The sequence below is a fragment of the Streptomyces bambusae genome (assembly GCF_020532645.1).
Lineage (GTDB): Bacteria > Actinomycetota > Actinomycetes > Streptomycetales > Streptomycetaceae > Streptomyces > Streptomyces bambusae.
This window is the reverse complement of the sequence record NZ_JAJAUZ010000040.1, coordinates 53,126-73,536: the sequence shown is the minus strand read 5'-3', so window position 1 is coordinate 73,536 and position 20,411 is coordinate 53,126. Positions and strand designations below refer to the sequence as shown.

Here is a 20,411-nt window from a genome sequence, read left to right as displayed (position 1 = left end):
TGCGGGGGGGGGGGGGGGGGGGGGGGGGGGGGGGGGGGGGGCCCCCCCCCCCCCCCCCCCCACCGCCCGGGACACCGTGACGGTGACCGGCTGGGCCCTGCCGGGGCTGGTCGACGCCCACTGCCACGTGGGCCTCGACCGGCACGGCCCGGTGGACGACGCGACGAGCGAGAAGCAGGCGCTCACCGACCGGGACGCGGGGACCCTGCTGATCCGCGACGCCGGCTCGCCCTCCGACACCCGCTGGATCGACGACCGCCCAGACCTCCCCGAGGTCATCCGGGCCGGCCGGCACATCGCCCGCACCCGCCGCTACATCCGCAACTACGCCCACGAGATCGAACCCCCGGACCTGGTGGCGTACGTGGCCCGCGAGGCGCGGCGCGGCGACGGCTGGGTCAAGCTCGTCGGCGACTGGATCGACCGGGACGCCGGCGACCTCACCGCCTGCTGGCCGCGCGCCGAGGCCGCCGCGGCCATCGCGGAGGCCCACCGGCTCGGCGCGCGGGTCACCGCGCACTGCTTCGCCGAGGACTCGCTGCGCGACCTCGTCGAGGCCGGGATCGACTGCATCGAGCACGCCACCGGGCTCACCGAGGACACCATCCCGCTGTTCGCCGAACGCGGGGTGGCGATCGTCCCGACCCTCGTCAACATCGCCACGTTCCCGCACCTCGCCGACGGCGGGGAGGCGAAGTTCCCGCGCTGGTCGGCCCACATGCGGCGGCTGTACGAGCGGCGCTACGACACCGTCCGCGCCGCGTACGACGCCGGGGTGCCGGTCTTCGTCGGCACCGACGCGGGCGGCTCCCTCCCGCACGGGCTGGTCGCCGCCGAGGTGGCCGAGCTGGTCAAGGCGGGCCTGCCGGCGCTCGACGCACTGTCGGCGACGGCCTGGCGGGCCCGGGAGTGGCTCGGCCGCCCCGGACTCGCCGAAGGCGCCCCGGCCGACCTCGTCGTGTACGGCTCGGACCCGCGGGAGGACGTACGGGTGCTGGCCGGTCCGCAGCGGGTGGTGCTGAACGGACGGATCGTGGCCTGACGGCACCGGGTTGACCGGCCGTTACCCCGACCCGGCGTGGCTCGTTCTCGATGCCCTCGGACGTGTCCGGAGGCGGTGTGCGCTCGGCGTATGCCGCCTCTGCCCGTTACGGAAGGGGTGTCTGAGACCTTTCGCGCCCTTCGATTCGAATGCGAGAGCGGAAACCCCTCTTTGGAGTGAACTCACGTCAGGTTCCTGCCCGTTCACTCTCAGTGCGTAAAGATTCCCGGGTCGAGGCCCGCAGCGCACGCAATGTCCCCCATTGGCGTCGCCGCCGGCTCCATATCTCGCTGGGGGTTCCACCACCGTGAACAGCAACACCTTCCGCCTGCCCGTACGCCGATCCTCCGCAGCGCTGACCGCCGCCGCGCTGGCTGCCGGCCCCCTCGCCCTGCTGGCTGCGGCACCCGCGCACGCCACGCCCGGCGGAAACGGGAAGGCGAGCGCGGTCGTCCTGCGTACCGGACTGGACATCGGGCTGCTCAACAAGACCGTGCACATCCCGCTGAAGACCTCGCTCAACGAGGTCACCGCCCCGGCGACGGCCGGGAAGACCGCCCTCACCGTCACCCTCGACGGCGTCGACCAGGGCCGCCCCGTCCACGTGCTGCGCGCCGACGTCGCCACCGCCCGGGCCGCCGTCGACAAGCAGCGCGCCGAGGGCTACGTCAACATCGCCCGCGCCCGGGTCCACGTCCCCGGACTCCAGACGCTGTCCCTGATCGAGGTCGAGAAGGTCACCTCGCGGGCGCTCTGCGAAGCGGGCAAGCGGCCCGTCGCCCGCTCCAACGTGCTGGGGGCGGTGACCGTGCTCGGCAAGAAGGTCACGCTGTCCGCGGGCGGCCCCACCAAGGTCACCGTGCCCGCCGTCGGCGAGGTCAGCCTGGAGCTGTCCGCCACCGAGACCGGCACCCGCACCGCCGCCGCCACCGCCCTGCGGCTGAAGGTCTCCGTCAACCCGCTCAAGCTGAACGTCGCCGAAGTCGAGGGCGAGGTCGTCCTCGCGCAGGCCACCTGCCAGGCCCCGACGGCCACCCGCCCGTCGCCCAAGCCCACCCCGACGCAGTCCAAGGCGATCGCCAAGCCGGCGGAGAAGCCCGACATGAAGCCGCAGTCCGGCGGCACCGAGGCCAACCTCGCCGAGACCGGCGGCAGCAGCACCACCCCGTACATCGCGGGCGGCGCGCTGCTCCTGCTCGGCGCGGGCGCCGGCGCCATGCTCCTCACCGCCCGCGGCCGCGGCCGCCGCGGCATCTGACGGCCCGAGGGGGAACGGGCCCGCGGGCCCGGGGCCCCCGGTGCCGGTCGAGGGGAGACCGGGCGCCGGAAGAGGGCCCGAGGGGGGTGACCGGTCGAGGGGAGACCGGTCGTGAACGGGCCGGACCCAGGGGGGATCCGGCCCCACCGGACGCCGCGAGGGGAGCGGCACGGGGGAGCAGAGGGGGAGCGGGGAGGGCGTGTGACGACACGTCCTCCCCGCCGCTGTTCCGTCAGCGGCCCGCCAGCGTCAGCGCCCGGTCCAGAGCCTGGAGGAAGCGGCCCGTCGTGGCCCGGTCGCGGACCGCCAGGCGCAGCCAGTCCGGGCCCAGGCCCGGGAACGTGTCGCCGCGCCGGACCGCGAAGCCGAGCGTCCGCAGCCGCTCGCGCACCTCGTCCGCGTGTTCCAGCCGGATCAGGACGAACGGACCCTCCGCCGGACCCGCCGCCCGGATCTCCTCGAACTCGGCCAGCCCCGCCAGCAGGTGCGCCCGGTCCACCGCGATCTGCCGGGCCGCTTCCTCCGCCTCCGCCAGCGCCCGCTGCGACACGCACGCCTCGGCGGCCGCCAGCGCGGGCGTCGACACCGGCCACAGCGGCTGCGCCTGCTCCAGCGCGGCGATCGTCGCCGGCTCGGCCAGCACGTACCCGATCCGCAGCCCCGCCAGCCCCCACGTCTTCGTCAGGCTGCGCAGCACCACCAGCCCCGGCACGTCGGTCCGGCCCGCCAGCGCCTCCCGCTCGCCCGGCACCGCGTCCATGAACGCCTCGTCCACCACCAGGAACCGGCCCGGCCGGGCCAGCCGCACCAGCAGCTCCGCCGGATGCAGCACCGACGTCGGATTGGTCGGATTGCCGACCACCACCAGATCGGCGTCCTCGGGCACCGTCGAAGGATCCAGCCGGAACCCGTCCGACTCCCGCAGCAGCACCCGCTCCACCGTGTGCCCCGCGTCCCACAGCGCCGCCTCCGGCTCCGTGAACTGCGGGTGCACCACCACCGGCCGGCGCACCGGCAGGGCCCGAGCCAGCAGCACGAACGCCTCCGCGGCCCCCGCGGTCAGCAGCACCCGCTCCACGGGCAGCCCGTGCCGCGCCGCCACCGCCGACCGGGCCGCCCGCCCGTCCGGATAGGCCGCCAGCCCGTCCAGCGAACCCGCGATGTGCTGCCGCAGCCAGCCCGGCGGCGTGTCCGACCGTACGTTGACGGCCAGGTCGACCAGGTCCGCGCCGACCGGCCCGCGCACCTCGGCGTCCCCGTGGTGCCGCAGGTCGTGTGCGCCCGCCGGGGCCAGCGCCACCGCACAGGTCGCACCCGCCGAACGCGTCTTCGGCACCAGCAGCCGGCCGCCGCCCGCCAGGGCCGCGGCCTCCGCCACCGACGCCGTCCCGGCGGCCGCCCGTACGCCGTCGGACGGGTGCGGCACCGCCACCCCCGCCAGCCGCTCCGGACCGTACGTCACCAGCGGTACGCCGAAACGCTCCGCCGCACCCACGATCCCGGCCTCCCCGGCCTTCGCCTCCACCGTGGCGAGCGCCGTCACGGCACTGCGCGGCAGACCCGCCCCGCTCAGGGCGTCCGCCACCAGGGCGCAGACCTCGTCCGCGGACACGCCCCTGCGGGCACCGACACCGACGACGACGCGGGCGGGGGCCGCGCCGGATATGAGACCGGTCAAGACAGGTCCTCTCGAAACGTGGGGGGATCAGCGTGCACGAAACGCCGCCAGTCTGTAAGCAAGGGGGCATGGCGGTGATCGTGGCGTTGGGCGCGTTCCTGATGACGCTGGCGGGCGGATGGACGGCGCAGCGCGTCACCGACCGCCGCCACCTCGTGCTCGGCCTGGCAGGCGGCCTGATGCTCGGGGTGGTGGGACTGGACCTGCTGCCGGAGGCCCTGGAGGCGGCCGGCGACGAGGTGTTCGGGGTGCCGGCCGCGCTGCTGCTGTTCGTGGCCGGCTTCCTCGTGGCACACGTGGTCGAACGGCTGCTGGCCGTCCGGCACGCCGCCCACGGGGCGGGGAACGGCTCCGGGCACGGTCACGGAGAGGCGATCGCCGGCGGCCGGACCCCGCAGGTCGGCCTGACGGCGGCCGCCGCGATGGTCGGGCACAGCCTCGCCGACGGGGTCGCCCTCGGCGCGGCGTTCCAGGTGGGCGGGGGAATGGGGACGGCCGTCGCACTCGCCGTCATCACCCACGACTTCGCCGACGGGTTCAACACGTACACGCTCACGAGCGTCTACGGGAACGACCGCCGCAAGGCGGTCCTCATGCTGTTCGCGGATGCTCTGGCACCGGTGGTCGGGGCCGCGTCCACTCTGCTGTTCACTCTTCCGAAGGAACCCCTCGGGGCGTACCTCGGGTTCTTCGGCGGCGCCCTGCTCTACCTCGCCGCCGCCGAGATCCTGCCCGAGGCCCACCACCGGCACCCCGCGCTGTCCACCCTCCTGTGCACCGTCGCCGGCGTCGCCGGGATCTGGCTGGTGGTGGGCATCGCGGAGTGACCGGGGGCGGGACGGGGTCATGGGCGGCCGGTGCCGTCCGGGTGCGCCTGGGCCTGCGCCGCCGCGGCCGCCGCGAAGCGGGCGGCGACGGAGGGCTCGGCCGCCCAGTGGGTGTGCAGGTAGCTGGCGTGCACCCCGCCCGCGACGAAGCCCTCCACCCGGCGCTCCGGGTGGGTGAACCCCCAGGCGGGGGACGGGCCCGCGGACGGCTCCACGACCGTGCGGTGGAACTCGTGGCCGCGCAGCCGGGTGCCGGGGGCCGCGAGCACGCTGTCCGACACGGCCACCGCCTCGCGGTAGCCGAGCGTCAGGCGGTCCGACATCCGGGCGTCCGCGTCGAGGACGCCGCACATCGGCTTGCCGTCCAGGGAGCGGGCCAGGTAGAGGAGGCCCGCGCACTCCGCGGCGATGGGGGCACCGGCCGCGGCCAGGTCGGCCACGGCCTTGCGGAGCGGCTCGTTGGCGGCCAGGTCGTGGGCGTAGACCTCGGGGAAGCCGCCGCCGATGACGAGGGCGGTGGTGTGCTCCGGAAGGGCCTCGTCCTTGAGGGGGTCGAAGGTGACGACCTCGGCGCCGGCCGCCCGGAGCAGTTCCGTGTGCTCGGCGTACGAGAACGTGAACGCGGGGCCGCCTGCGACGGCGATCCGGCCGCGGCCCGCTTCGGGGGCTCCGCCCCCGGACCTCCGCGCCTCGAACGACGGCGGGGCCGGGGTTGCCCCCGCGGCCCGAGTCGCCCCCGCGGCCCGCAGCGCCTCCGAAGGGGACCAGACCTCGCAGTCCAGTGGCGGCGCCGAGCGGGCCAGGGCCAGGAGGGATTCCAGGTCGCAGCCCGCGCGGACCTGGTCGGCCAGGGCGCGGACCGAGGACAGGGCGTCGGTGTGCCGTTCGGCGACCGGGACCAGGCCCAGGTGGCGGGAGGGGGCCGAGACCTGGGGGGCACGCCGGAGGACGCCGAGGACCGGCATCCCGGCCTCCTCCAGAGCCTCGCGGAGCATCGCCTCGTGGCGGTCCGAGCCCACCTTGTTGAGGATCACGCCGCCGATCCGGACCTGCGGGTCGAACGAGGCGAACCCGTGGACCAGGGCCGCCACCGAGCGGGACTGCGAGGAGGCGTCGACGACCAGCACCACCGGCGCCCGCAGCAGCTTCGCCACGTGCGCCGTCGACGCCAGTTCACCCCGCCCCGCAGCCCCGTCGTACAGGCCCATCACGCCCTCGACCACCGCCAGGTCGCAGCCCGCCGCCCCGTGCGCGAACAGCGGGGCCACCAGCTCCGGCCCGCACATGAACGCGTCCAGGTTGCGCCCCGGACGGCCCGTGGCCAGCGCGTGGTAGCCCGGGTCGATGTAGTCCGGGCCGGCCTTGTGCGGGGACACGGCGAGCCCGCGCTCGGCGAACGCGGCCATCAGACCGGTCGCCACGGTGGTCTTGCCGCTGCCCGAGGAGGGCGCCGCGATCACCAGCCGGGGTACCTGCACGCGCGCACTCACCACTCGATGCCCCTCTGGCCCTTCTGGCCGGTGTCCATCGGGTGCTTGACCTTGGTCATCTCGGTGACCAGGTCCGCGAACTCCACCAGCTTCTCCGGCGCGTTCCGACCGGTGATCACCACGTGCTGGGTGCCCGGGCGGTTGCGCAGCACCTCGATCACCTCGTCGGTGTCGATCCAGCCCCAGTGCATCGGGTACGCGAACTCGTCGAGCACGTACAGCCGGTGGGTCTCGGCCGCCAGGTCGCGCTTGACCTGCTCCCAGCCCTCCTTGGCCGCCTGCTCGTTGTCGAGCTGGGCGTCCCGCTGCACCCAGGACCAGCCCTCGCCCATCTTGTGCCAGACGACGCTGCCGCCCTTGCCGGTCTCGCCCAGCACCTTGAGCGCGTTCTCCTCGCCGACCTTCCACTTCGCCGACTTGACGAACTGGAACACCCCGATCGGCCAGCCCTGGTTCCAGGCCCGCAGCGCCAGCCCGAAGGCCGCCGTCGACTTGCCCTTGCCCGGGCCGGTGTGCACGAAGACCAGCGGGCGGTTGCGGCGCTGGCGCGTCGTCAGACCGTCGTCCGGGATGACGGTCGGCTGTCCCTGGGGCATTACGCGGCCCTCCTGTTGCTGTGGTTGATGTCCGAAGCCGTACGTACGTCCTTGACCAGGCCCGCGATGGCGTCCGCGCGCAGTCCGTCGAGGGTGACCGCGGGTCCGCCGAGGTCGGACGCGAGCCGGCCCGCGAGTCCCAGCCGCACCGGGCCCGACTCGCAGTCCACGACCACCGAGGCCACGCCCGCGCCGGCCAGCAGCCGGGCCGAACGGGCCGCCAGGCCCAGCGCGTCCGGGCCGGACGTGGCCCGCCCGTCGGTGACCACGACCAGCAGCGGCCGCCGGGACGGGTCCCGCAGTTGCTCGATGCGCAGCACCTCGCGGGCCTTGAGCAGCCCCGCGGCCAGCGGGGTGCGGCCGCCGGTGGGCAGCTTCTCCAGCCGGGCCGCAGCCGCGTCCACCGACGAGGTGGGCGGCAGGGCCAGCTCCGCCGAGCTGCCCCGGAAGGTGATCAGACCGACCTTGTCGCGCCGCTGGTAGGCGTCCAGCAGCAGCGACAGGACGGCGCCCTTGACGGCGCCCATCCGCTGCCGGGCCGCCATCGAACCGGAGGCGTCCACCACGAACAGCACCAGGTTGCCCTCCCGGCCCTCCCGCGCCGCCTGCCGCAGGTCGTCCCGGCGGACCACCAGACCCGGCCCCGAGCGGCCGCGGGCCCGCTGGTGCGGGGCGGCCGCCTGCACGGTCGCAGCCAGGTGCAGCTTCGTCAGCTGGCCGCGGGGGCGGTGCGCGCCGGTGGTCCGGCCGTGCGCGGTGCGCGCCCGCGAGCGCCGCCCGGAGGCGCCCTCGCCCAGCCCGGGCACGCTCAGGACCTTGGTGCGGAACGGCTCGGCAGCGCGTACGGCGGCCTGCTCGGGCGCCTCGCCGCCCTGCCCGGTCTGCGGTGCGGGCTCGGGCGAGGGCTCGGGCGCCGCCGGATCCTGCGGGGCCTCGGGAGCGTCGGCCGGCTCCGGTCCGTCGGGCGCGCCGCCCTGCGGGGGCACCCCGCCGGGTCCGCCGTCCGGGCCGCCCTCGGGGCCGTCGTCACCCGGACCGTCCGGCTCCGGCTCCGGCTCGGGGTCCGGCTCCGGCTCGTCGTCCGGGAACCCGTCGAGGATCCGGTCGAGCAGCTCCTCGTCGAGGCCGGGCGCGTCGAACGGGTTGCGGCGGCGCCGGTGCGGCAGCGCCAGCAGCGCGGCCTGCCGGACGTCCTCCTTGCGCACGGCGTCACGCCCGGCCCACGCGGCGAGCGCCACGGCCGTGCGCGCCATCACGATGTCGGCGCGCATGCCGTCCACCTCGAACCCGGCGCACACCGCGGCGATCTGCAGCAGGGCGGCGTCCCCGAGCACCACCGCGGGCAGCAGGGCGCGGGCCGCGGTCACCCGGTCGCGCACGGCCGCCTCGTCCCCGGCCCAGCGGACCGCGAAGGCGTCGGGGTCGGCGTCGTACGCGAGGCGGCGGCGGACCACCTCGACCCGCTGCTGCGGCTCGCGGGAGGCGGCCACCTCGACGGTCAGGCCGAACCGGTCGAGCAGCTGCGGCCGCAGCTCGCCCTCCTCCGGGTTCATCGTGCCGACGAGCAGGAACCGGGCGGCGTGCCGGACGGAGACGCCTTCGCGCTCCACGTACGAGGAGCCCATCGCGGCGGCGTCCAACAGCACGTCCACCAGGTGGTCGTGCAGCAGGTTGACCTCGTCGACGTACAGGATGCCGCGGTTGGCGTCGGCGAGCAGGCCCGGCTCGAAGGCCTTCACACCGTCGGCGAGGGCCCGTTCGATGTCGAGCGCACCGACGAGCCGGTCCTCGGAGGCGCCGATGGGGAGTTCCACCATGCGCGCGGGACGGGCGTCGGCCCCGGCGCCGGCGTGCGGGCCGTCGGGGCACTGCGGGTCCGGCCCGGCCGGGTCGCAGCTGAAGCGGCAGCCGTCCACCACCGGCACCGGCGGCAGCAGCGCGGACAGCGCCCGGACGGCGGTGGACTTGGCCGTGCCTTTCTCCCCGCGCACGAGCACCCCGCCGACCGCCGGGCTCACGGCGTTCAGCAACAGCGCCAGCCGCAGATCCTGCTGACCGACCACCGCGGTGAACGGATAGGTGCTCACAGCTTGCTCACTCCTTCGTCCCAACTCTCCAGCCCGGCCGAAACCACCGGTTCCGCCGCACACTCCAGCCCCGCCGGCGTCCGAGGCGCGGAGCCCCGGGGACGCGGCAGCGCCCCGCCCCCGCTCACGGCGCCCCCGGCGGCACGAACGGCAGCCCCGCCGGGGCCCCCGTCTCGATCAGCCGCAGCAGCGCATCCGTGTCGGCGTGTTCCTCGATCAGGTCGCCCAGCAGGTCCAACTGCTCTTCGCGCAGGGTCCCGAAGGACGTGTCCGGAGCCGGCACGAACCGGCGCCCGGCCGCGGCGGCCACCTGCCGCAGGAACGCCCGCCGGAACCCGTCCGACTCCAGCGACCCGTGCCAGTGCGTCCCCCACACCGCACCCACCCGGCACCCGTCGAGGAACGGCTCGCCGCCCCGCACATCGGCCACGCCGTGGTGGATCTCGTACCCCTCGACCGGCTCGCCGAGCGCCTCGCCCACCGGCCGCGCCAGGGTCTTCGCCACGGCGAACCGGACGGAAACCGGAAGCAGTCCGAGGCCCGGCACGGTGCCCGCGCGGGACTCCACCTCGTCCTCGATCACCTCACCGAGCGCCTGGAACCCGCCGCAGATGCCCAGCACCGGCCGACCCTCGGCGGCCCGCCGGGCCAGCGTGTCCGCCAGGCCCCGCTCGCGCAGCCATTCCAGCGCCTTCACGGTGCCCCGGGTGCCCGGCACGATCGCCAGGTCGGCGTCGGCCAGCTCCTCGGGCCGGTCCACGAACCGCACCACCACGCCCGGCTCGGCGGCCAGCGCGTCCACGTCGGTGAAGTTCGACATCAGCGGCACCGCGCACACCGCGACCCGCAGCACGTCCTCGCCGACCGGCGGCGCCACCACGGACTCGCGCACCGCCCCGCGCAGCGAGACCCGCAGGCCGTCCTCCTCGTCGATGCCCAGGCCGTGCCGGAACGGCAGCACCCCGAAGGTCTGCCGGCCGGTCAGGCCGCGCAGCATCTCCAGGCCGGGCTCCAGCAGCGAGACGTCGCCGCGGAACTTGTTCACCAGGTAGCCGGCGACCAGCTCCTGGTCGGCGGCGCTCAGCAGGGCCGTCGTACCGAAGAAGGAGGCGAACACCCCGCCCTTGTCGATGTCGCCGACGACGACCACCGGGAACCGCGCGGCCCGCGCGATGCCCATGTTGACGATGTCGGTCCGGCGCAGGTTGATCTCGGCCGGACTGCCCGCCCCTTCGCAGATCACGGCGTCATACGTGCCCCGCAGCTGCGCCAGGCAGTCCGTGACCACGCCGAGCAGCTGCTCCTGCCGGCCCCCGTGCAGCCCCTTCCCGGGGGACGACCCCCCAGTCCCCCCGAAGAACCCGCGGGCGCTCATCTCGCCGACCGGCTTGCCCAGCAGCACCACCTGGCTGCTGCGGTCGCTGCCCGGCTTGAGGAGCACCGGGTTCATCAGCGCGGTCGGCTCCACCCGGGCCGCCTGCGCCTGCATGGCCTGGGCCCGGCCGATCTCGGCGCCCTCGCGGGTCACGAACGAGTTCAGGGACATGTTCTGGGCCTTGAACGGGGCCACCTTCACGCCCTGCCGGACCAGCCAGCGGCAGATGCCGGCGGTGACCACGCTCTTGCCCGCGTCCGAGGTGGTGCCGGCCACCAGCAGGCCGCCTCCCGGTGCCGCCGTGCTCATCGGCGTCCCTTCCGTGCGTAGGAGAGGAGGGTGCGGCCCGCCACACAGGTGCCCAGCGCGAGCCAGGTCACCCGGCGGGAGAGCCGTACCGCCCGTTCGATGTCGGCGGCTTCGACCGGCCGGCCGGCCGCCCCGTTCAGCACCGGCCGGTGCTCGACCCGGCCCGCGTACGCGAGGGTGCCGCCCATCCGGACGCCGAGGGCGCCGGCGAAGGCGGACTCCACCGGTCCGGCGTTCGGGCTCGGGTGCCGGTGCGCGTCGGCGCGCCAGGCCCGGACCGCCCCCCGACGGTCCGGGCCCGCAAGTACGGCCGCGGCCGCGGTCAGCCGGGCGCCGGGCCAGCCGGCCAGGTCGTCCAGCCGGGCCGACGCCCAGCCGTAGCGGAGGTAACGGGGGGATCTGTGGCCGACCATCGCGTCCAGGGTGTTCACGGCGCGGAAGGCCAGCAGCCCGGGGACGCCGGCGACGGCGCCCCACACCAGGGCGCCGACCACGGCGTCGGAGGTGTTCTCGGCGACGGACTCGACCACGGCCCGCGCGATCTGCTGCTCGTCCAGGGCCTGCGGGTCGCGCCCGCACAGGTGCGGCAGCCGTTCCCGGGCGACTTCGGTGTCCCCGGCGGTCAGTGCCCCGCCGATGGCCCGGGCCTCCCGGCCCAGCGAGGTGCCGCCGACGACGGTCCAGGTGGCGGCGGCGGTCAGGGCGATCCGCAGGGCGGCGGGGCGGCGGCGGACGGCGCGGGCGCCGAGTGCGCCCAGGGCGGCCGCGCCGCCGGCGCAGACGAGGGTGTGCAGGGTCCCGCGGGCGCGCTGCCCGGGGGCGGCGTCCGTCCACAGGACGCGCTCCACCGCGGCGGCGGCCCGGCCGAAGGCGGCGACGGGGTGTCCACGGCGCGGATCGCCCAGGATCCGGTCGCCGACCAGCCCGGCCGCCGCACCGTACGCGAAAACGCGATCGGCACGCATGGCGTGTATGTCCTCACTCAGGGTCCGCGCCCTGGTTCGACGTGACCGGCGGTGAGAGTCTCCTGGCTCCCGGATCGGCGCCTCCCCCGGCCTTCCAGCCCGCGAGGGCCGTGACGCACGGTGGGGGAGTGCTCCCCGGTGACAGTGGCGGGACCGCGCCGGATTCGCACCGGACTTCCTCTCCTGCCGCCGTGTTGGCCCGGGCAGTCCACCACGCACCGCGATGGCCCGTCAACTCGCCGTTGACCTGCGGAGGGGCAGTGTGCGCAGGCCCACAGCGGATACGCGAAAGCTCCCCCGGAGGAGTCCTCCGGGGGAGCCGTCGCGGTCGTCAGCTGACGATCAGGTAGATCCCGTAGGCCACGGCCGCGGCGCAGAGCGCGAAGGCGGCGTAGGCGCCGGTGCGGGCGACGGTGGCGGTGCCGCCCTGCTCGACGGCGGCCTCGTGCTTCGAGAGGCCGACGAGGCCGATGGTGAAGAGGGCCACGAGGGCCACGGTGGCGCCGAGGCTGACCCCGAAGACGGAGCCGAGAGCTGCCCAGTCGATCTTCATACTGCTGATCCTCTGTTCTGGTCCGGCCGTCAGACCGCGGCGGTCGGGGTGGCCGGGGTGTCGCCGTGGGCCGGGGCCGGGATGGTGGCCTTCAGGTCCTCGTCGGCGACGGCGGCGGTGGTGCCGGCCGGCGGCGGGGTGACGGCCGCGATGGCGGTGGTGACCACGCCGGGGGCCTCGGCGGCCGGGTCGGCCGTCTCGACGTCGTTGACGTTGTGGTGGTCGACGACCTGGCGGCGCGAGATCAGCCAGATGGCGAGGCAGGAGCCGACCAGGAAGACGGTCACGGCGGCGATGCCGACGTCACCGGCGCGCATGACCAGCTCGGCACCGGCCGAGACCAGCGCGGCGGCCGGCAGGGTCAGGCCCCACGCGACGAACATGCGGGTGGCGGTGGACCAGCGGACCACACCGCCCTTGCGGCCGAGGCCGGCACCCATGACCGCGCCGGAGCACGAGTGGGTGGTGGAGAGCGAGAAGCCCAGGTTCGAGGAGGCCAGGATGACCGTGGCGGCCGAGGTCTGGGCGGCGAAGCCCTGCTGCGGCTGGAGGTCGGTCAGGCCCTTGCCCATGGTGCGGATGATGCGCCAGCCGCCCAGGTAGGTGCCGGCCGCGATGGCGATGCCGGCGGACATGATGACCCAGACCGGCGGGTCGGCGTCGGGCGCGATGGCGCCGCCGGCGATGAGCGCCAGGGTGATGATGCCCATCGTCTTCTGCGCGTCGTTGGTGCCGTGCGCGAGGGAGACGAGACCGGCGGAGGCGATCTGACCGGCCCGGTAGCCCTTGGCGGAGGTCTTCTCGCCGACCTTGCCGTTGAACTTGTACGTGACCTTCGTGGCCAGCATCGCGGCCAGACCGGCGACGAGCGGGGCGGCCACGGCCGGGATGAGGACCTTGGTGACGAGCGTGTCGCCGTTGACGGCACCCAGGCCGGCGGAGGCGATCGCGGCACCGATCAGGCCGCCCATCAGGGCGTGCGAGGAGCTGGACGGCAGGCCGACCAGCCATGTCAGGAGGTTCCAGAGGATCGCGCCGACGAGCGCGGCGAAGATCACTTCGGGCTGGATGCCCTCCTCGTTGACCAGGCCCTTGGAGATCGTCTTGGCGACCTCCACGGACATGAACGCGCCGACGAGGTTGAGCACGGCGGACATGGCCACCGCCGTCTTGGGCTTGAGGGCGCCGGTCGAGATGGTGGTGGCCATCGCGTTGGCAGTGTCGTGGAAACCGTTCGTGAAGTCGAACACGAGAGCGGTAACGATCACGATCCCGAGGAGAAGCGTTATGTGCTCCATTTACCCAGGCTTCTGTTTGAGGTCAGTGGCTCGGCGACCGTAAGCAACCTGAGTGAACAGAAGATGAACTGGGACCGGCTGGGCGGTGTACCTGCCAGAGGGGTGACCCCTCCCCGCCTGGGCGATTCAATGGTCTTTCACCCTATTTTTTATAGTTTCAGCAGGTCAGCCAAAGGTAAACGGAACCCGACCGGAAGGCGGCGCACCGCTTTTCTCGGGCTTCCGGGGTCCCCCGGAAGAGATCCAGATCACGCCGTGGAGTCGCCGGCCCGCCGCACCCGCCCGACACTGGAGCCGTGCGCACCGCTACAGCGACGGCAGCGGCCGTCACGACCCTCATCGGAGCCGGCGCCGCCGCGGTCGCGGCCGGCCGGCTCGCCGGAGACGCGGCCCTGCGGCCCGCCCCCGGCCGTCCGCTGCCCGGCGGCCGCCCCCTCAGCGTCCACTCCGCCGACGACGGCCGGGTGGCGCTCACCCGCTCCCTGTCCGCCCTGCTCCCCGGCGTCTACGGACTCGCCGCCCCCGGCGTGCACGCCGTGGTCGGCCCGGTGCTCGGCGACGCCCCGCACGACCCCGACACCGTGGTCCGCCGGCTGATCGGCGTCGGCCACGGCGCCCTCACCCCGGGCACCCGGGTGCGGCTCACCCCGCAGCTCCACCTCGGCGACCCGCGCAGCGCCCTCGGTCTCGACCACGCCGACGTGGACGTGCCCGGCGAGCTCGGCGCGCTGCCCGCCTGGTTCGTCCCCGCCGCCCGCCGGACCTGGGTGATCACCGTGCACGGCCTGGGCGCCACCCGCGAGCACCCGATGAACGTCATGCCCTTCCTGCACGAGCAGCGGCTGCCGGTGCTCGACCTCGCCTACCGCAACGACCTCGGTGCCCCCGCCTCCCCGGACGGCCTCGGCCACCTCGGCGAATCGGAATGGCGCGACCTGGACGCCGCGATCCGCTACGCCGTCCGCTTCGGCGCCGAGCGGGTCGTCCTCCACGGCTGGTCCACCGGCGCCGCGATGGCCCTGCACGCCGCCTCCCGCTCCGCGCTGCGGAACCGGATCGCCGGCCTCGTCCTCGACTCGCCGGTCCTCGACTGGCACCTGACCCTGCGCGCCCTGGCGGCCGCCCGCCGCACCCCCGCGCCCCTGCTGCCGCTCGCGGTCCGGGCCGCCGAGGGCCGGGCCGGGCTGCGCGGCGACCGGCTGCCCGAGGCGGCCGACCCCGCCGGGCTGAGGGTGCCGGTCCTGATCTTCCACGGGCCCGGCGACACCCTCGCGCCGTGGGGGCTCTCCCGCACCCTCGCCGCCCGCCGCCCCGACCTGGTCACCCTCCACCCGGTCGCCGACGCCCCGCACGGCGCCATGTGGAACGCCGCGCCCCACGCGTACGAAGAGGCCCTGCGGCGCTTCCTCACTCCTCTGATGTGACGCCCCGGGGTGACGCGCAGCGACCCCTTGGGGTGAAGCCCGCGCTCCGCCGCAGCTCCGGCGGACCGCCGGTGGAGCCGGGGCGAGTCCTCCCGGTATGACCGCTGTGTCCACCGCGGCAACGCCGCATTCCGTTTGGGCTTTCGGCGGCCGACCGGCGAGACTGCTCACGTGACGTCCCGAAAGCCTGATGAGCAGTTGGCTCGCGACTCCAGACTGCGACTCGTCCCGCCGCGTTCCATCGCCGCGGCACGCACGGCGGTGTCGAACCGGCGCACCCGGCCCGCACCCCGGCCGCCCGAGGGCACCCCGGCCACCGCCGAACTCGCGCGCCGGGCCAGGGCTTCACTCTCCGACGCCGCCCGGCTCGCCCGCTGGGCCGAACGGCGCACCGCCGGCCCCGCCGCCGAAGGCCCCGGCACCCGCCCGCTGCTCGGCGACGCCGACGTCGAACAGGCCTCCGCCGAGCTGGGCCTGACGTCCGGCCAGGTCCGCGTCGGCTGGGACCGCGCCCGGCTCTCCGGACTCGTCGAGGTGCACGGCGGCCACGCCCGCCCCGGCTGGCGGCTGCACGCCTGGGACCGCGACGACTCCGCCGTCCTGCGCGGCTGGGTCGCCGTCTTCGACGCCTGGTCCCTCATCCACCCCGCGCCCGACGGCATCGCGCCCGCCGCCGTCGCCGAGGTGGTCGAGGCCATGCCCCAGCTGCTGTCCCTGCTCCAGCTCTCGGCCGGCCCGGTCACCGTCCCGGTCCTCCTCGACATGCTCGGCCAGCGCGTCGCCGAACTCCGTGACGAGCGCTGCGAGGTCCCCTACGACGACCCCGCCGAGGACACCGGCGCCGAGCCGGACCCGGCCTCCCTGGCCCGCCTGCTGCGCTGGGCGCTCGGCTGCCTCGGCGCCGTCGACGCCCTCACCCTCGGCCCGGCCCGCGCCACCCTCACCCCGCTCGGCAGCTGGGCGGTCTGGGTCAAGCTGGAGCAGATCTGCGTCGCCGCCCAGAGCCCGGCCGGCAACATCGAGCAGTCCGCCGCCGCCATGCTCCGCGGCTGCGCCCGGCTCACCCCCGGCCCGGCCCGCGCCGAATACCGCGCCTGGCTCGCCGCCCGGCCCGTCGGCAGCGCCGTCACCGAAATCCTCCAGGCCGCCCGCGGCGAGGACGCCCTCGTCCGCGGCCTCGCCTTCGAAGCCCTGCGCGTGGTCGGCGCCCCCGCCGAACCCGAGGTCCGGGCCGCCGCCAAGGACCCCGCCCTGCGGCCGTACGCCCTCCTCTGGCTCGCCGAGCACGACGGCGCCGACCCCGAGGAGGCCCAGGACGTCCTCACCCGCGAGGAGAGCACCTGGCTCTGGGTGGACACCGCCGCCGCCGTCGCCGACCACGGCGAGGCCGAGGTCCTGGTGCGCCACCTCGACGCGGCCGTCCGCACCACCGTGCCGCGCCTCCTCGACGAGGTCCGGGCCGTCGGCCACCCGCGCACCGTGCAGGTCCTCATCGCCCTCGCCGCCGCGCACCCCGACCCGGCCCTCGCCAAGGCCGTCCGCCGGGCCGCCTTCCAGGTCCACACCGGCGGCGAATGACACCCGCCCCCCGCCGGCGCCCGGCGCCGGCGGGGGACCGCGGACCCGTCAGACCGACGGGGCGTACGTGCCGAAGCTCCAGACGTTCCCGCCCGCGTCCCGGGCCATGTAGTCGCGCGACCCGTAGTCCTGGTCGGTCGGCGGCATCAGGATCTCCACCCCGTGCTCCACCGCCCGGGCGTGGTGCGCGTCCACGTCCTCCACGACCACGTACACCCCGGCCGGCCCGGACCCCGCCATCACCGTGTCGAACACCCCGCCGGTGCCCTTGCTGCCCAGCATCACCAGACCGCTGCCGTACGCCAGCTCCGCGTGCACCACGCTGCCGTCGTCCCCCTCGTACACCGCGACCCGGGTGAAGCCGAAGGCCTCGGTCAGCTGCCGGATGGCCGCCGCCGCGTCGTCGTAGAGCAGCGTCGGACAGATGGACGGAACGCCCGCCATGGCGATCACTTCCTCTCGTAGCCGGCCCGCGGCGCGTGACCCGGGTCACAGTGTGGCAGCAGGCCGTGCCCGGTCAGCGGAAGGTGTTGCACTGGGCCATGTCGCCCGTCCGGTAGCCCTGGTGGAACCACTGCTGCCGCTGCCGGGCCGAACCGTGCGTCCACGACTCGGGCGTCACCCGGCCCTGGAACTTCTCCTGGATCCGGTCGTCTCCCACCGCCGCCGCCGCGTCCAGCCCGTCCCGGATGTCCGCGTCCGTCAGCTGCGTGATCAGCGGCCGCCCGGTCCCGTCGGCCGGGGTCCGGGTCGCGTGCCGCGCCCACACCCCCGCGTAGCAGTCGGCCTGGAGCTCCACCCGGACCGCGTTGCTGTCCGCGCCCTGCCGCCCGTCCTGGGCCCGCTGCAACGTCCCCATCAGGTTCTGGATGTGGTGCCCGTACTCGTGCGCCACCACGTACGCCTGCCCGAACGGGCCGCCGGACGCGCCGAACTTCGTCCGCAGCTCGTTGAAGAACCCCAGGTCCAGATAGACCTTCCGGTCCGCCGGACAGTAGAACGGGCCGACCGCCGAGGTGGCCGAGCCGCACGCGGTGCCCACCCGGCCGGTGAAGAACACCGTCTGCGCCGGCGCGTAAGCACCGCCCCGCCGGGCGAACTCCTGCCGCCAGAAGTCCTGTGCGCTGTTGACCACCGCCACCATCCGGCAGTCCTCCCGCGCATTGGCGTCCGCCCCGGTCCGGCAGGCCGTCTGCACCTGGGCCGCCGAGGACGCGGTCGCCGCCGGCGGATCCTCGCCCGACGACAGCCCCAGCTGGTCCGGACCCACCCCGAAGAGCAGCCCCAGCACCAGCGCGATCAGGCCCGCGATGCCGCCGCCGATGGTCGCCTTCCCGCCCGGGATGCGGCTGCCCCGGACGTCCTGGACCTCCGAGGTGTCCAGGTTGGCGTCGTCGTCGAACTGCATCCCGCACCGCCCTTGTCGTCCCGTGCCGCACACCGGCCCCTTCATCGTGGTCCGCGCCGCCCCGTCCGGCGCTGGGCGAGGGCCGAACGGGGGACCCGGACCGCCCCGGGTGAGGCCACTCACAGCACCCGAAAGCAGTTGCACCGCCCCGTTAGACTGGTCCTCATGTCACCTCTCCTTGTGCCCTGACGGCGTCGAACGAGCCGCGCCCGACCGAGCGCGCGAGCACCGCTGTCCTTCCGCCGTCCACCCCGCCCTGGAGTACTTCCGTGATCACCGCCACCGGCATCGAGCTGCGCGCCGGCGCCCGCATCCTCATCGAGTCCGCCTCCTTCCGCGTCGCCAAGGGCGACCGCATCGGCCTGGTCGGCCGCAACGGAGCGGGCAAGACCACCCTCACGAAGTGCCTGGCCGGCGAGGGCCAGCCCGCCGGCGGCAGCATCGCCCGCTCCGGCGAGGTCGGCTACCTGCCCCAGGACCCGCGCACCGGCGACCTCGACACCCTGGCCCGTGACCGGATCCTGTCCGCCCGCGGTCTCGACGTCCTGATCAAGAAGATGCGCGCCAACGAGGACCGCATCGCCAACGGCGCCGGTGCCACCCGCGAGAAGGCCCTGCGCCAGTACGAGCGCCAGGAGACCGAGTTCCTCACCAAGGGCGGGTACGCCGCCGAGTCCGAGGCCGCCACCATCTCGGCCGCCCTCGGCCTGCCCGACCGCGTCCTCGGCCAGCCGCTGCACACCCTCTCCGGCGGTCAGCGCCGCCGCGTCGAGCTCGCCCGGATCCTGTTCTCGGACGCCGACACCCTCCTGCTCGACGAGCCGACCAACCACCTCGACGCCGACTCGATCGTCTGGCTGCGGGACTACCTCAAGACGTACCGCGGCGGCTTCATCGTGATCTCCCACGACGTCGACCTCGTCGAGACGGTCGTCAACAAGGTGTTCTACCTGGACGCCAACCGCGCCACCATCGACGTCTACAACATGGGCTGGAAGCTCTACCAGCAGCAGCGCGAGGCCGACGAGAAGCGCCGCAAGCGCGAGCGCCAGAACGCCGAGAAGAAGGCCGCGGCCCTCAACTCGCAGGCCGACAAGATGCGCGCCAAGGCCACCAAGACCGTCGCCGCGCAGAACATGGCCAAGCGCGCCGAGCGGCTGCTCTCCGGCCTGGAGGCGGTCCGCGTCTCCGACAAGGTCGCCAAGCTGCGCTTCCCCGAGCCCGCGCCCTGCGGCAAGACCCCGCTCACCGCGGAGGGCCTGTCCAAGTCGTACGGCTCCCTGGAGATCTTCACCGACGTCGACCTGGCCATCGACAAGGGCTCCCGGGTCGTCATCCTCGGCCTCAACGGCGCCGGCAAGACCACCCTGCTGCGGCTGCTCGCGGGCGTCGAGAAGCCCGACACCGGCGAGGTCACCCCGGGCCACGGCCTCAAGCTCGGCTACTACGCCCAGGAGCACGAGACCCTCGACCCGGAGCGCACCGTCCTGGAGAACATGCGCTCCTCCGCCCCGGACCTGGACCTCGTGGACGTCCGCAAGACGCTCGGCTCGTTCCTGTTCTCGGGCGACGACGTGGACAAGCCCGCGGGCGTCCTCTCCGGCGGCGAGAAGACCCGGCTGGCCCTCGCCACCCTCGTGGTGTCGAGCGCCAACGTGCTGCTCCTCGACGAGCCCACCAACAACCTCGACCCCGCCAGCCGCGAGGAGATCCTCGGCGCCCTGCGCACGTACAAGGGCGCCGTCATCCTCGTCACGCACGACGAGGGCGCGGTCGACGCGCTGGAGCCGGAGCGGATCATCCTGCTCCCCGACGGCGTCGAGGACCTGTGGGGACCCGACTACAAGGACCTCGTGGCCCTCGCCTGACCTCGGCCGGAGCCCCGGCGGACCGGTCCACCCGGCCGCCGGTACGTGATCCAGGTCACGCTGGATCATTCGGCTTAGGCGTGATCCATCATCTGAGTGAGGCGGTCTCGTACCGCTGCGTTCTGTACACCGGCCCCGGCCGCGCCCACCACGGGCTGCGACCGGGGCCGCGTGCCGTCCTCCCGGCCCTCCTGACCTGCCGGTTCCCGCCGTGCGCCGGTGTGCGCCGGGCGGCTGCCGGGGCCCGTGCGAAAAATGCCGCGCGACGGACCTTGTCGAATGGGTGGCCAGGAAGGCCGGGAGGGGTGATCATGAGAAGCACCAGAGCGCACTTCCCATGAGGAGGCACGGGTGGCCGAGACTCTGAAGAAGGGCAGCCGGGTGACCGGCGCCGCGCGCGACAAGCTCGCGGCAGACCTGAAGAAGAAGTACGACTCCGGTGCGAGCATCCGGGCGCTGGCCGAGGAAACGGGCCGCTCCTACGGATTCGTCCACCGGATGCTGAGCGAATCCGGAGTCACGCTGCGCGGCCGCGGTGGCGCGACGCGCGGGAAGAAGGCGGCCGCGGCCTGATCCGGGCCGAGCCGAGGACCATCGCCGTCAATCACCTTCGTGACCCCCGGTCGGCCGAGAGGCCGACTGGGTGGTTACTGTG

Annotated in this window: 17 protein-coding genes and 1 riboswitch; of the genes, 7 read left to right on the top strand and 10 right to left on the bottom strand. The window is 74.8% G+C overall.

The window, feature by feature from the left end:
• Together LG634_RS25350 and LG634_RS25345 are read left to right on the top strand one after the other, a co-directional pair.
• The coding region (locus LG634_RS25350) for an amidohydrolase family protein (RefSeq protein WP_226736639.1) at window positions 1-1,042 on the top strand (1,042 nt) is incomplete at its 5' end.
• A gap of 307 nt (window positions 1,043-1,349) precedes the next feature.
• Window positions 1,350-2,300 carry an SCO1860 family LAETG-anchored protein gene (locus LG634_RS25345; RefSeq protein WP_226736637.1) on the top strand — a complete coding sequence of 317 codons (951 nt, stop codon included), beginning with the start codon at window positions 1,350-1,352 and terminating at the stop codon, window positions 2,298-2,300.
• Window positions 2,301-2,532: 232 nt separating this feature from the next.
• Here the strand turns inward: LG634_RS25345 and cobC are convergent, their stop codons facing one another.
• Window positions 2,533-3,978, bottom strand: a complete 1,446-nt coding sequence (gene cobC / locus LG634_RS25340) for an Rv2231c family histidinol phosphate aminotransferase CobC (RefSeq protein ID WP_226736635.1) — start codon at window positions 3,976-3,978, stop codon at window positions 2,533-2,535.
• Between the two features lie 68 nt (window positions 3,979-4,046).
• Here cobC and LG634_RS25335 point away from each other — a divergent pair, with 68 nt between their 5' ends.
• On the top strand, window positions 4,047-4,805 hold the full coding sequence (locus LG634_RS25335; protein WP_226736633.1) for a ZIP family metal transporter: 759 nt from the start codon (window positions 4,047-4,049) through the stop codon (window positions 4,803-4,805).
• A gap of 17 nt (window positions 4,806-4,822) precedes the next feature.
• Here LG634_RS25335 and LG634_RS25330 read toward each other — a convergent pair whose 3' ends face one another.
• The 7 genes from LG634_RS25330 to LG634_RS25300 form a co-directional block, all read right to left on the bottom strand.
• A complete protein-coding gene (locus LG634_RS25330; RefSeq protein ID WP_226736631.1) occupies window positions 4,823-6,295 on the bottom strand; it encodes a cobyrinic acid a,c-diamide synthase CobB in 1,473 nt (490 codons plus the stop codon).
• A complete protein-coding gene (cobO, locus tag LG634_RS25325) occupies window positions 6,292-6,891 on the bottom strand; it encodes a cob(I)yrinic acid a,c-diamide adenosyltransferase (RefSeq protein ID WP_226736629.1) in 600 nt (199 codons plus the stop codon). Before cobO ends, LG634_RS25330 begins: the two co-directional genes overlap by 4 nt.
• Window positions 6,891-8,978, bottom strand: a complete 2,088-nt coding sequence (locus LG634_RS25320) for a putative cobaltochelatase (RefSeq protein WP_226736627.1) — start codon at window positions 8,976-8,978, stop codon at window positions 6,891-6,893. The genes cobO and LG634_RS25320 overlap by 1 nt, the downstream gene beginning before the upstream one ends.
• Before the next feature lie 124 nt (window positions 8,979-9,102).
• Complete coding sequence (locus LG634_RS25315) at window positions 9,103-10,662, bottom strand: cobyric acid synthase (RefSeq protein ID WP_226736625.1); 1,560 nt, start codon at window positions 10,660-10,662, stop codon at window positions 9,103-9,105.
• A complete protein-coding gene (locus LG634_RS25310) occupies window positions 10,659-11,627 on the bottom strand; it encodes a cobalamin biosynthesis protein (RefSeq protein WP_226736623.1) in 969 nt (322 codons plus the stop codon). Before LG634_RS25310 ends, LG634_RS25315 begins: the two co-directional genes overlap by 4 nt.
• Window positions 11,628-11,683: 56 nt before the next feature.
• Window positions 11,684-11,807, bottom strand: a riboswitch (cobalamin riboswitch).
• Between the two features lie 151 nt (window positions 11,808-11,958).
• Window positions 11,959-12,180, bottom strand: a complete 222-nt coding sequence (locus tag LG634_RS25305; protein ID WP_226736621.1) for a hypothetical protein — start codon at window positions 12,178-12,180, stop codon at window positions 11,959-11,961.
• A gap of 29 nt (window positions 12,181-12,209) precedes the next feature.
• Window positions 12,210-13,478, bottom strand: a complete 1,269-nt coding sequence (locus LG634_RS25300; RefSeq protein WP_226736619.1) for an inorganic phosphate transporter — start codon at window positions 13,476-13,478, stop codon at window positions 12,210-12,212.
• Window positions 13,479-13,774: 296 nt separating this feature from the next.
• Between LG634_RS25300 and LG634_RS25295 the strand changes: the two genes are divergently transcribed.
• Together LG634_RS25295 and LG634_RS25290 are read left to right on the top strand one after the other, a co-directional pair.
• Window positions 13,775-14,902 (top strand): alpha/beta hydrolase, encoded by a 1,128-nt coding sequence (locus LG634_RS25295; RefSeq protein WP_226736617.1) that lies wholly within the window; start codon window positions 13,775-13,777, stop codon window positions 14,900-14,902.
• Window positions 14,903-15,073: 171 nt separating this feature from the next.
• Window positions 15,074-16,480, top strand: coding sequence for a hypothetical protein (locus LG634_RS25290; protein ID WP_372482489.1), 1,407 nt, complete (start codon window positions 15,074-15,076; stop codon window positions 16,478-16,480).
• Between the two features lie 48 nt (window positions 16,481-16,528).
• On the opposite strand, the gene LG634_RS25285 is transcribed toward LG634_RS25290, so the two are convergent.
• Both LG634_RS25285 and ypfJ read right to left on the bottom strand, forming a co-directional pair.
• Window positions 16,529-16,924, bottom strand: a complete 396-nt coding sequence (locus tag LG634_RS25285) for a VOC family protein (protein ID WP_226736615.1) — start codon at window positions 16,922-16,924, stop codon at window positions 16,529-16,531.
• Between the two features lie 73 nt (window positions 16,925-16,997).
• The gene (ypfJ, locus tag LG634_RS25280; RefSeq protein ID WP_226736613.1) at window positions 16,998-17,888 is read right to left on the bottom strand and encodes a KPN_02809 family neutral zinc metallopeptidase; all 891 of its coding nucleotides are present in this window, start codon (window positions 17,886-17,888) and stop codon (window positions 16,998-17,000) included.
• 269 nt (window positions 17,889-18,157) lie between these two features.
• Between ypfJ and LG634_RS25275 the strand changes: the two genes are divergently transcribed.
• Window positions 18,158-19,756, top strand: a complete 1,599-nt coding sequence (locus LG634_RS25275; protein WP_226736611.1) for an ABC-F family ATP-binding cassette domain-containing protein — start codon at window positions 18,158-18,160, stop codon at window positions 19,754-19,756.
• A gap of 351 nt (window positions 19,757-20,107) precedes the next feature.
• Complete coding sequence (locus LG634_RS25270; RefSeq protein ID WP_007263382.1) at window positions 20,108-20,329, top strand: helix-turn-helix domain-containing protein; 222 nt, start codon at window positions 20,108-20,110, stop codon at window positions 20,327-20,329.
• Window positions 20,330-20,411: the final 82 nt, after the last annotated feature.